The organism is Hymenobacter sp. BT491 (genome assembly GCF_014349165.1).
GTDB lineage: Bacteria > Bacteroidota > Bacteroidia > Cytophagales > Hymenobacteraceae > Hymenobacter > Hymenobacter jejuensis.
In genome coordinates, this window is the sequence record NZ_JACSJJ010000001.1 from 160,108 (window position 1) to 171,373 (window position 11,266).

The 11,266-nt window shown below is 55.4% G+C and carries 11 protein-coding genes; 8 read left to right on the forward strand and 3 right to left on the reverse strand.

Features of this window, described 5'->3' with window-relative positions; genetic code table 11:
* Positions 1-28 precede the first annotated feature (28 nt).
* Both H9I52_RS00720 and H9I52_RS00725 read left to right on the forward strand, forming a co-directional pair.
* Complete coding sequence (locus tag H9I52_RS00720) at positions 29-472, forward strand: hypothetical protein (RefSeq protein ID WP_187452245.1); 444 nt, start codon at positions 29-31, stop codon at positions 470-472.
* A 50-nt stretch (positions 473-522) separates the two neighbouring features.
* Complete coding sequence (locus tag H9I52_RS00725; RefSeq protein ID WP_187452246.1) at positions 523-1,341, forward strand: GNAT family N-acetyltransferase; 819 nt, start codon at positions 523-525, stop codon at positions 1,339-1,341.
* A gap of 11 nt (positions 1,342-1,352) precedes the next feature.
* Here H9I52_RS00725 and H9I52_RS00730 read toward each other — a convergent pair whose 3' ends face one another.
* Both H9I52_RS00730 and proB read right to left on the reverse strand, forming a co-directional pair.
* The gene (locus H9I52_RS00730) at positions 1,353-2,603 is read right to left on the reverse strand and encodes a glutamate-5-semialdehyde dehydrogenase (protein ID WP_187452247.1); all 1,251 of its coding nucleotides are present in this window, start codon (positions 2,601-2,603) and stop codon (positions 1,353-1,355) included.
* 128 nt (positions 2,604-2,731) lie between these two features.
* Positions 2,732-3,814 carry a glutamate 5-kinase gene (gene proB / locus H9I52_RS00735; protein WP_187452248.1) on the reverse strand — a complete coding sequence of 361 codons (1,083 nt, stop codon included), beginning with the start codon at positions 3,812-3,814 and terminating at the stop codon, positions 2,732-2,734.
* 111 nt (positions 3,815-3,925) lie between these two features.
* Between proB and blaOXA the strand changes: the two genes are divergently transcribed.
* Both blaOXA and H9I52_RS00745 read left to right on the forward strand, forming a co-directional pair.
* Positions 3,926-4,741, forward strand: coding sequence for a class D beta-lactamase (gene blaOXA, locus H9I52_RS00740; protein ID WP_187452249.1), 816 nt, complete (start codon positions 3,926-3,928; stop codon positions 4,739-4,741).
* 132 nt (positions 4,742-4,873) lie between these two features.
* Positions 4,874-5,425: a GNAT family N-acetyltransferase gene (locus H9I52_RS00745; RefSeq protein ID WP_187452250.1), complete on the forward strand. Its 552-nt coding sequence runs from the start codon at positions 4,874-4,876 to the stop codon at positions 5,423-5,425.
* Between the two features lie 38 nt (positions 5,426-5,463).
* On the opposite strand, the gene H9I52_RS00750 is transcribed toward H9I52_RS00745, so the two are convergent.
* Entirely contained in the window at positions 5,464-6,027 is a 564-nt protein-coding gene (locus H9I52_RS00750; RefSeq protein WP_187452251.1) for a hypothetical protein, read from the reverse strand.
* Positions 6,028-6,231: 204 nt separating this feature from the next.
* Between H9I52_RS00750 and H9I52_RS00755 the strand changes: the two genes are divergently transcribed.
* From H9I52_RS00755 to H9I52_RS00770, 4 genes are all read left to right on the forward strand, one after another.
* A complete protein-coding gene (locus H9I52_RS00755; RefSeq protein ID WP_187452252.1) occupies positions 6,232-7,017 on the forward strand; it encodes a polysaccharide deacetylase family protein in 786 nt (261 codons plus the stop codon).
* A 20-nt stretch (positions 7,018-7,037) separates the two neighbouring features.
* A complete protein-coding gene (locus H9I52_RS00760; RefSeq protein ID WP_187452253.1) occupies positions 7,038-8,756 on the forward strand; it encodes a GH39 family glycosyl hydrolase in 1,719 nt (572 codons plus the stop codon).
* Positions 8,757-8,808: 52 nt separating this feature from the next.
* Entirely contained in the window at positions 8,809-10,056 is a 1,248-nt protein-coding gene (locus H9I52_RS00765) for an oligogalacturonate lyase family protein (protein WP_187452254.1), read from the forward strand.
* 68 nt (positions 10,057-10,124) lie between these two features.
* The gene (locus H9I52_RS00770) at positions 10,125-11,240 is read left to right on the forward strand and encodes a glycoside hydrolase family 88 protein (RefSeq protein WP_222940409.1); all 1,116 of its coding nucleotides are present in this window, start codon (positions 10,125-10,127) and stop codon (positions 11,238-11,240) included.
* Positions 11,241-11,266 lie beyond the last annotated feature (26 nt).

The following is an 11,266-nucleotide window of genomic DNA, read 5'->3' on the forward strand; positions in this document are numbered from 1 at the left end:
ACGAGAATTTCACTTCCTTACTCTAAGTATGACCAGACCTATCAAATTGAGCCATGATGCTTCTGACGAGGATCTTCTGAATGCGGTACGTGATTGGGTTAGGCTTCTTGCTGCCGAGGAGTATGAAGAGGCGTTGCGGTACACCTATCAAGATCCATATTTTGAATGGACTCCTGATTTGATACGTGATGTAATTTATGGCTATGGATTTCCAGTGTTAGATGAGGGAGACGAGGTGTATAAGGTGACCTCCTTAGAAACGGCAGTAGAGACGAATGGTGGTCTTGGTCCGCGTGCAGAAGTTGATTTCCATATGCCTCGGAAACATAGAATCTCGAATACTCTGATAGTTGCCGAGATATGGTTTGGCCTTCCATTAAATGGGGTTTGGAGTGATGTAACGGCAACATTTAATGTGTTGTTTATGGAAGAGTGTGTTTCCCTAGAATTGCAAGAAATACACGTTTTCTGAATTAGAGCTCGGCGCACTTGCTCCCTACTCCGAACAACTTAACTCCAGCAATGATATACTCCGATCAACAATTAGCGCAGCAATTGGAGCGCACCGAAGCGCGGGCGAACGCGGCCTTTGTGGAAGCACGCGCCAGCCTCTTCCCGGAAAGCAAGGCGCAGTGGATTGAGGTTGCCGGTACGTATGCCATGTTCGATGGCCCAGAGTCGCCGCTGACGCAGACCTTTGGCTTGGGGCTTTTTGGCGAGGTCGCGCATCCGGATCTGGATAAGCTGGAGGCGTTTTTTACAGAACGGAGCGCGCCCATTTTGCACGAAATCAGTCCGATGGCCGATGCTGAGCTGTTGAGTTTGTTGAACGAGCGCAGCTATCAGCCGATAGAATACACCAGCGTCCTGTATCGCGATCTTACAGAAGATCTTGATTATCAGATTGCTGATAATAAACACTTAGCTACGCGCCTGATTGCAACCGGAGAAGAGGAGCGCTGGGCTCGCACCTTGGCGCAGGGGTGGAGCACCGAAATGCCCGACCTCTCGGATTTTATCCTCGAATTAGGCCAGATCACGGCCAACACCGCAGGCGCATTTCCCTTTCTGGCAGCCCTGCACGACGAGCCCATTGCCGCTGGTGGCCTCTACATCTACGACGGCGTTGCCCTGCTGGCCGGCGCCAGCACAATTGCGGCCGGCCGGCGGCAAGGGGCGCAGCTTGCGTTGCTCAATGCACGGTTGCAATACGCTGCCCAACAAGGCTGTACCATTGCCATGATGGGCGCATCGCCCGGCAGTCAATCGCAGCGAAATGCCGAGAAACATGGTTTCCGCATTGCATACACCCGCACCAAGTGGCAATTGTTATCTAATTGATTTAGAGGTAATTAGCCATTGCGAATTTGTCCGTCGCCACGTACAATCCACTTGTAGCTGGTGAGTTCTTCCAGCCCCATCGGGCCGCGGGCGTGCAGCTTTTGCGTGCTGATGCCGATTTCGGCGCCCAGGCCGAATTGTGCGCCGTCGGTGAAGGCGGTGGAGGCGTTGGCATACACGGCGGCGGCATCCACGCTGTTCAGAAACTGCTCGATGTGCACCGGGCTTTCCGAAACGATGGCTTCGCTGTGCTTAGAGCTGTGGTGCGCGATGTGCGTGAGCGCTTCTTCCAGATTATTAACCGTCTTGACGGCCATTTTCAAAGACAAAAATTCGGTGCCGAAATGCTCGTCCGTGGCAGGCTGCAACATATCCGTGGGGTACAGGCCGCGCAGGGCAGCAAAGGCCTGGGCATCAGCATAGAGCAGGACGTTGGCCGCAGCCAAAGGTGCCACCAACGCCGGCAAATCAACCAAGCGGGCTTGGTGCAGCAGCAGGCAGTCCAGGGCATTGCAGACGCTCACGCGACGGGTTTTGGCATTCGCGACAATGGCCCGGCCTTTGGCTAAATCGGCGGTTTCGTCGAAGTAGGTATGCACAATGCCCGCGCCGGTTTCAATGACGGGTACTTTGGCGTTACTGCGCACAAAATCAATGAGTTGCTGGCTGCCACGCGGAATCAGAACGTCCACGAATCCAACGGCTTGCAGGAGCGCTTCGGTCGCCTGACGGTCGGGGGGAAGCAGCGCAACGATGGCGGGGTCGAGGTTATGGCGCAAGATTACCTCCTGGATCACGGTCATGATCGCGGCGTTGGAATGCGCCGCGTCGCTGCCGCCTTTCAGGATGCAGGCATTGCCGGTTTTGAAGCACAGCGAAAACACATCGAATGTCACGTTCGGGCGGGCTTCGTAGATCACGCCTACCACTCCCAACGGTACACGCACCTTGCTGATTTGCAAGCCATTGGGTAGCTCCTTTTGCAGCAGCATCTCGCCCAGTGGTGATGTTAGCCTGGCCACGTTCCGGATGTCGTCGGCGATGGCTTGGATGCGCGCAGAAGTCAGGGTCAGCCGGTCGTATTTCGGATCGTCGGGCGTCATGCGGGCGAGATCCTTCTCGTTTTCGGCTAGCAGGAAAGGCGTTTGCGCCACGGCGGTTTCCGCTAGGTCGAGTAGCAGCGCATCTATCGTTTCGGTAGGCACCAATCCTAAGCCGCGGCTGGCCTCTCGGGTACTTTCGAAGGTGGCTTGAAGATTCATGAGCAGAAAATAGAATTCAGAACTTGAGTAGAACTAGGGCTAAGATTAAAGCTAGTTCCCCTCCTCAGCTGAGGAGGGGAACTAGCCTTAGCTTTGTTTTTTAGTTTGTGTTTATAAATGATTTATAATCAAGTATTTATGAAAAGATAATCATAATGCACCAGTGGCTTTTGGTTTTTTTGGCCGAGGCGCTCCTGCGCTTTTTCGGAGCTGTATTCGGCGATGCCTAGGCCGATGGGTTTTTCGTGTTCGTCGAGCAGGCGGATGATGTCGCCTTTTTGAAACTCGCCGATGATGCTCACGACACCTATTGGCAGCAGGCTCACAGCGTGCGTGGCGTCGGTGAGGGCGGTTTTGGCGCCGGCATTTACCCGCACGGCCCCTTTGGCTGCGCTCTCGGAATGCGCGATCCACTTCTTTCTGCCCGAAGCCGATTTGTTGGGCAGAAATCTTGTGTTGGCCACATCTTCCTGAAGCAGCCGCGGCAGCACGTTGTCGGTTTTGCCGTTGGCGATGTGCACTGTGATGCCCAATTGCGCCACTTTGTGGGCCATGTGGCACTTCGTAATCATGCCGCCGCGCCCGAATTGCGAGCGCTGCGTAGTCACGAACGACGAAAAGCTGGTGGTCGTGGGAGCAATTTCGGCGATGAGCTCGGAAGCTGGGTTCTTGGGATCGCCGTTGAAAATGCCGTCGACGTTGCTCAAGATCAGCAGCGCATCGGCGTCGAGCATGGAGGCGATGAGGCCGGCCAGCTCGTCGTTGTCGGTAAACATGAGCTCCGTGACCGAAATCACGTCGTTCTCATTCACGATGGGCACGATGTTGTGTTGCAGCAGCGCCCGGAAGCAGTTCTGCATGTTGAGGTAGTGCACGCGGTCGCGAAAATCCTCTTTGGTCACGAGCACCTGCGAGCACACCAGCTGGTGCTGGCCAAACAGCTCGGCGTACAGCGTTAGCAGCTTCACCTGCCCGACCGAAGCCAGCAGTTGGCGGCTCGTTACGGCGTCGGCTTTATCCGAAATCTTGATCAGGCTGCGCCCCGACGCCACGGCCCCCGACGACACCACAATTACCTCCAAGCCCTGCGCCTTGAGCGCCGCAATCTGGGCCACCAGGTGCTCGATGCGGGCGGCGTCGGGGAGGCCATCGGCTTGGGTGAGCACGTTGGAGCCAATTTTTACAATGATTCTTTTGTAGGGAAGCGCCATGATGCGAAGGTCGGTAAAGGGCTAGCCCGGCAGCGTTTGAGAGGCAGAAGGTAAGCCGAACTGCGCAGGAGGCCGTAATTTTAGAACTTCCCACGCTAAACTTCCTCCCTGATGCGCCTGCTGCTGTTGCCCGTTTTTCTCTTGTGTTACTTTCTGGCGCCTGCCCAACGCGTGACGGAGCGCGACTTTCGGAAATACTTTGACGAGCAGGGCGTAGAAGGTTCGTTTCTGCTGTTCGACGCCAAAGCTAACCAATACACGGCCTACAACCTTCCGCGCTGCCGCGAAGGCTTTCTGCCCGCCTCGACTTTCAAAATCCCCAATACGCTCATCGGCCTCGAAACCGGCGCCCTGCGCGACACCAGCGAAATCTGCCACTGGGACGGCGTACAACGCGAAATTGCCGCCTGGAACACCGACATGCCCTACGCCCAGGCCCTGCGCGTGTCGTGCGTGCCGTGCTACCAGCAGCTGGCGCGGCGCATCGGCGCGGCGCGCTACCAAACGTGGCTGGCCAAGCTAAAATTTGGCCGCATGAACGTAACCGCCGCCACCGTCGATACCTTTTGGCTCACCGGCACTTCGCGCATCACGCAGTTCGAGCAAATTGATTTCTTGCGGCGCTTCCAAAGCGGAAAACTGCCCATCGCCAAGCGCCACCAAGACGCCGTGAAAGCGTTGCTGGTCCTGGGCAAAGGCCCAAACTGGACGCTACGGGGCAAAACCGGCTGGACGGGCTTCTGGCGCGCCGGCAAAAGCAACCACAACGGCTGGTTCGTAGGCTGGGTCGAGCAAAACGGACAGGCCTATTTCTTCGCCCTGAACATGGAGCCCAAAAACGGCGGTCCGGCCACCCAAGAATTTATTCAGGGTCGCCGGGCCATCACCGAAAAGATCCTGCGCCAAGAGTTTCAACTCATGCAGTAAGCGGGCGTTGTTTAGAATGTTTTATTATAAAAAATTGATAATCAATTGTTTATAATAAATAGTGAATGTCGATGTGCTTGCCTGTAGCTCGCCGGCTTGGCTTGATCTGACGACATTCTATATCTTGGCGGCATGCCCGTTTCTTCTTCCTACACAACCCAAATCCAGCCCCTGACTCCCGTTCTCGAAACCGAGAGACTACGGCTGCGCGGCCTCCAAACTCAGGATTTAGATGAGTTTCTTGTCATGTGGTCAGATCCCGAGTTTTTCCGCTACCTGGGTGGGAAGCCGCAGAAAAGGGAAGAAGTGTGGCGCCGGATGATCGCCCAGCAAGGCCATTGGAGCCTGATGGGCTACGGCTACTGGGGCGTCGAGGAAAAGAGCACCGGCCGGTTCGTCGGCAACGTCGGCTTCGCCGACTTTCGCCGCGATCTTACGCCATCCATCGAGGGGATGCCGGAAATCGGGTGGGTGCTGGCGCCGCGGGTGCACGGCCTGGGCTATGCGACAGAAGCTGTACAAGCGGCCTTGGAATGGGGAGAGCAGCATTTCGAACCCAAGCAAATTGCCTGCATCATCGACCCGGATAACGCTGCTTCTCTGCGAGTTGCCCATAAGTTCGGCTTCCAGGAAATTGCTCGCACTACTTATAACAATGAGCCCATTTTGGTGCTACAACGGTAAGGAAGTCACTAATAACCGTGACAGATTTCATTCCAGTGCTAGTTGGAGTGATTTGAATCCGCTGTTTTGCCAATTTCATCTGTGATATTAATATATTTGTTGATTGTGTTCTTTGGGGAATAATCTACGAGCGTAGTGTCCTTAAAATAGAATATCCATTGTATAGGGTCAATTCTTGCAAGTGGCATTTTTCTCATTTTCTCTATCCTAGTAGAAACAGGAGTTACATGTTTTACAGACAAGAGTTTGTTTTCGCCATTGTCAACAATATAGAGAGTCATGGTGTCTTGAAGCACTTGTGTTGTAATAACTCTCTCGTCACTTGCAAGAGGTAAAGCGTTGGAAATCGATAAAAAAGTAGTGTCATTACTTATGGATGTGTAGATATTTACTGTGCTATCATTTTTGACTTTATTTTTTGAAAGCGCCTTGATAAATGCGGATATTATATTTGGAACAACAGAATTTTTAAAAACCACATTTGTATTTATTTGCTTTGCCTCATTACATGATGTTAGTGTGATAATCAAAATAAATGTTAATATGTTCTTCATCATTATGTATGTTTTTAATTCATATTGAAGATAGCTTCTAGTTTCCAAACGGTATAACCCTATGATCACACGGGGCAGAGCCCCGCGCGGTTGGCCGTTGTATAAGATCTACCATCCAGCCTGACAAAGGCCCAATTTCATCTAGTTTACGTCATACCGAACAGTACAGGAGGGTTGCGGCGAGGTATTCGCGTTACTTGGATACCATCCCACCACTCTTGGCGCCCACCTTCCCGGCGCGGACTTGTTTGTATGAAACGAGGATGCCTGTTTGTCCTTTGCTGGCTTGCTGCGATGGCGGCCGCTGCCCAGATCGTGCGCCAGCCTATTCCGGATAAGCTCGTCGTGCTCACTTTCGACGATGGGCCGGTGACTCACGCCACGTTTGTGGCCCCGCTGCTGAAGAAATACGGCTTCGGCGGCACGTTCTTCGTCTGCGAGTTTCCGCCTCACTTTGCCGACAAAACCAAGTACATGAGCTGGCAGCAGATCCGGCAGCTCGACCGCATGGGCTTCGAGGTGGCCAACCACACGCTCACGCACAAGCACGTCAATAAGCTGACCAAGCCGCAGCTGGTAGCCGAGCTAGATTCCCTCGAAAAGCGCTGCCAGACCTACCAGATTCCGCGGCCCGTCACCTTCGCGTACCCCGGCTACGACACGGCGCCCACCGCTTTTGAGGTGCTGAAAGAGAAAGGCTACCTCTTCGCCCGCGCCGGCTATGATCGCGCCTACAATCCTTTGGTCGATCATCCGTACTTGGTTCCGGGCTTCACAATGAAGACGGACAATAAGGCATTGATTATGAATGCCTTACAACAAGCCAAAAACGGCAAGATCGTGGTGCTCACGGTGCACGGCGTACCCGACTACGAGCACGACTGGGTGACTACGCAACCGGCTCTTTTTGAGGAGTATATGAAATACCTGCACGACAACCACTACCATGTGATTGCCCTGCGGGATCTGGCCAAATACATCAACGTGTCGGAAGCTGCGCAAAAGCTCAGTCTGACCATTCCGAAGTCAGCGCAATGAAAAATGAATTTCATGCGCGCATGTTGAGAAAGCTGCCAAACGGTATGCTGGCGCTGTTTTTATGGCTGAGCGCAACGGGAAACACCCAGGCGCAGCCTTCGACTGGCAAGCCGTTTCCTACTGTCAATATCCAAGTTGATCTCACGCAACCCAAAGGCCGCATGGACCCCGTGTGGGCGTGGTTTGGCTACGACGAGCCCAACTATACCTACATGAAGGACGGCCAAAAGCTGCTTTCCGAGCTGGCCGCCCTTAGCCCCACGCCGGTGTACGTGCGGGTGCACAACCTGCTTAACACCGGCGACGGCACCGCGGCTCTGAAATGGGGTTCGACCAACGCCTACACCGAAGATGCCAACGGCCGCCCGGTCTACAACTGGACCATCATCGACAAGATTTTCGATTCTTATATCAAGCGGGGCATGAAGCCGCTGGCCCAGATCGGGTTTATGCCGGAAGCGCTCTCGACCAAGCCTCAGCCCTACCAGCACCAGTGGGAGCCCGGCAAGCCCTACGAGGCCATTCATACCGGCTGGCGCTATCCGCCGAAAGACTACGAGAAGTTTGCCGAGCTGGTGCGCCAGTGGGTGCTGCACTCGGTGCAGCGCTATGGCAAGGCCGAGGTAGAAAGCTGGTATTGGGAGCTATGGAACGAGCCGGATGCACCCTACTGGGGCGGCACGCCCGAGGAATATCAGAAGCTCTACGACTACTCCATGGGCGCCGTGCGTCGTGCGCTACCAACCGCCAAAGTGGGCGGCCCGCATATCACCGGGCCGGGCAACGCGAAGGCCGCGGCTTTCCTGAAAGCCTTCCTGGAGCACTGCCGCAGCGGCAAAAACTACGTCACGGGCCAGACCGGTTCGCCGCTCGATTTCATTGCGTTTCACGCCAAAGGCGCCCCACGCGTAGTCAACGGAGCAGTGCAAATGAACTTGGGTACGCAGCTGCGCCAGATTTCGACGGGCTTCCAGATTGTGGCTTCCTATCCGGAGTTCAGTCGCTTGCCCATCATCATCGGCGAGTCGGACCCGGAAGGCTGCGCGGCTTGCGGCATGAAAACCAACCCCGAAAACGCCTACCGCAACGGCACGCTCTACGCCAGCTATACGGCCGCAGCGTTTGCGCGCAAATATGAACTAGCTGACTATCATAAAGTTAATTTCAAGGGCGCCGTAACGTGGGCTTTTGAGTTCGAGAACACGCCGTGGTTCTATGGCTTCCGCGATCTGGCTACCAACGGCGTCGATAAGCCGGTGCTGAACGTGTTTCGGATGTACGGCATGATGCGCGGCAACCGCGTGGCCGTAACCGGCAACATGGCCTACAACACGCTCGCCGTGCGCGACTCCAGCGTGCGCCGCGCCCCCGACGTGAACGCCCTGGCCGCCCGCGATACCACCGCCAACGCGGCTACCGTGATGGTCTGGAACTACCACGACGACAACCTGCCCGCGCCCGCTTCGCCGGTAGAAGTAGTCGTGAGCGGCCTCGGTGCGGCCAAAAGCGTGCAGGTAACCCAGTACCGCATCGACCAGACGCACAGCAACTCCTACACGGCGTGGCAGAAAATGGGCTCGCCCCAGCAGCCTACCGCCGCGCAAGTTGCCCAACTCGAAAAAGCGGGTCAGCTACAGCAATTCGCCGCGCCGAGCAAGGCTACCGTCACCAAAGGAGAGGTGCGGCTGAAAACAGAGTTGCCGCGCCAAGCCGTGGCCTTGTACAAGCTAACGTGGTAACCCTAAAAGCGCAGTTTTGAAGAGCGTGAAACGTGTAAACAATCAATTGATAATGAAAAACTTACATGCCTTCCTGAGCGGTTGCTTGGTTCTCTTCAGCATAAACGCTCAAGCCCAGGCCCAACTGGAAACCGGTTCGCAAAAGCCGATGCCTGCGCAGTGGATTGATAAGGACACGGGCCATAAAGTCGTGCGCCTAACCGATAAGGTAACCGGCAACAACGCCAGCTTCTACTTCCACAACAACCCGTTTGTGAAGGGCGCTGCCGGTGCCGGCGATAAGATGGTGTTTTATCACACCGACGCGCAGGGTAAGCAGCTTTATGCCTTGAATCTGAAGACCTTACAGGCTGAGCCGCTGACGCGCCACTTCGCGCAGGTGAGTGGCGAAATTGTCGCGCCCAAGCACCGCGACGTGTATTACCAGACGCAGGATACGGTGTACGCCACCAACATCGACACCAAGAAAACGCGGCGCGTATTCGTGTTCCCCAAAGATTTCAAGGCTAGCATTACCTCGCTCAACGCCGACGAAACCCAGCTGGGTGGTGCGTGGTCGACGGATGCGGAAAAGGAAATCTCGAAGAAGTATCCGGAGAAGTCCGATTACTTCAACCGCATTTACGAGTCGAAGCTGCCGCGCACGCTCTTTACGGTGAACGTGCAGACGGCGAAGCTCGACAAGCTGTTTACCGATAGCGCTTGGCTCAACCACGTGCAGTTTTCGCCCACCGACCCCAACCTGCTCATGTTCTGCCACGAAGGCCCGTGGCACAAGGTGGATCGCATCTGGACGATCAATACCAAAACCAAAGCCGTGAAGCTCGTGCACAAGCGCACGATGGACATGGAAATCGCTGGGCATGAGTTTTTTAGCCCCGACGGCAAAACCATCTGGTTCGACAACCAGTTGCCGCGCGGCGCCACCTTCTACCTGACGGGCGCCAACTTACAGACCGGTCAGGAGAAGAAATACCAGATGACCCGCGACGAGTGGTCTATCCACTTCACCATCTCGCCCGATCAGAAGCTGTTTGCCGGCGACGGCGGCGATGCCGGCCAGGTAGCGAAGGCCCAGAACGGGACCTGGATCTACCTTTTTCACCCCGAAGGCGACAAGTTTCGCTCGGAGAAGCTGGTGAACATGAAGGCGCACGGCTACAAGCTGGAGCCCAACATTCACTTCTCGCCCGATGGCAAGTGGCTGATTTTCAGAGCCAATTTTGAGGGCAGCGAGCAGGTGTACGCCGTGGAGCTGGCTCCGGCTGCGAAGGGCAGTGTCGGGAAAGCGGGTAAATAAGGAACTTCAGTAAGTAATTGATTAACTGATAGATACGGATCATGAGAAAAGGAGCTTTCGGAAGTGCGATGCGGTGGATGAGCTTGTTCTTCGCGCTGGCTGCTTTGCCGCTACAGGCCCAAAAATTGCCCAAGCAGAAGGACATTCTGAAGAAGATGACCTTGGCCAACGCCTACTTCATGAAGAAGTGGCCGGACCCCGGCAAGGAAATCGTGACCAACATCGCGCGGCCCAGCAACATCTGGACGCGGGGCGTGTACTACGAAGGCCTGATGGCGCTCTACAACACCGATAAGCAGCAGCGCTACTACGACTATGCCGTGGACTGGGGCCAGAAGCACAACTGGGGCCTGCGCAAAGGCATCACCGATCGCAACGCCGACGACCAGTGCGCCGGCCAGACCTACATTGATCTGTACCTGATCGACCCCAAGCCCGAGCGCATTCACGACATCAAGGCCAGCATCGACCTGATGGTGCAGAGCGACAAAATCGACGACTGGAACTGGATTGACGCCCTGCAAATGGCCATGCCCGTGTACGCCCGGCTGGGCGTGCTGTACAAGGACAATGCCTACTTCGAGAAGATGTACCAGATCTACAACTACTCGAAAACGCAGCACGGTACCAACGGCCTCTACAACCCGCAAGACCAGCTTTGGTGGCGCGACAAGGACTTTGTGCCGCCGTACAAAGAGCCCAACGGCGAAGATTGCTACTGGAGCCGCGGCAACGGTTGGGTAGTGGCGGCCATGGTGCGCGTACTCGACATCATGCCCAAAGACGCCCCGCACCGCGAAGAATACGAGCAGATGTACATGAGCATGATGAAGGCGCTGCCGCCCTTGCAACGCGCCGATGGCTACTGGAACGTGAGCCTGCACGACCCCACGCATTTCGGCGGCAAGGAGCTTTCGGGCACCGCATTGTTCGTTTACGGCATGACCTGGGGTATGAATAAGGGCCTGTTGGACAGCAAAGTATACAAGCCCATCGTGATCAAAGCCTGGAATGCCATGGCCAAAGAGTGCGTGCAGCGCGACGGTTCGTTGGCCTATGTGCAGGGCACCGGCAAAGAGCCCAAAGACGGCCAGCCCGTATCGCTCACTTCCCGCCCCGATTTTGAAGACTACGGCTTGGGTTGCTTCCTGCTGGCCGGCAGTGAGTTGTACAAGCTGAAATAGAACTAAAAATTAAAGACTAGTTCTCC

Coding starts and splice junctions, on each gene's coding strand:
- H9I52_RS00720 (WP_187452245.1), top strand. CDS start 29: ATGACCAGACCTATCAAATTGAGCCATGATGCTTCTGACGAGGATCTT.
- H9I52_RS00725 (WP_187452246.1), top strand. CDS start 523: ATGATATACTCCGATCAACAATTAGCGCAGCAATTGGAGCGCACCGAA.
- H9I52_RS00730 (WP_187452247.1), bottom strand. CDS start 2,603: ATGAATCTTCAAGCCACCTTCGAAAGTACCCGAGAGGCCAGCCGCGGC.
- proB (WP_187452248.1), bottom strand. CDS start 3,814: ATGGCGCTTCCCTACAAAAGAATCATTGTAAAAATTGGCTCCAACGTG.
- blaOXA (WP_187452249.1), top strand. CDS start 3,926: ATGCGCCTGCTGCTGTTGCCCGTTTTTCTCTTGTGTTACTTTCTGGCG.
- H9I52_RS00745 (WP_187452250.1), top strand. CDS start 4,874: ATGCCCGTTTCTTCTTCCTACACAACCCAAATCCAGCCCCTGACTCCC.
- H9I52_RS00755 (WP_187452252.1), top strand. CDS start 6,232: ATGAAACGAGGATGCCTGTTTGTCCTTTGCTGGCTTGCTGCGATGGCG.
- H9I52_RS00760 (WP_187452253.1), top strand. CDS start 7,038: ATGTTGAGAAAGCTGCCAAACGGTATGCTGGCGCTGTTTTTATGGCTG.
- H9I52_RS00765 (WP_187452254.1), top strand. CDS start 8,809: ATGAAAAACTTACATGCCTTCCTGAGCGGTTGCTTGGTTCTCTTCAGC.
- H9I52_RS00770 (WP_222940409.1), top strand. CDS start 10,125: ATGCGGTGGATGAGCTTGTTCTTCGCGCTGGCTGCTTTGCCGCTACAG.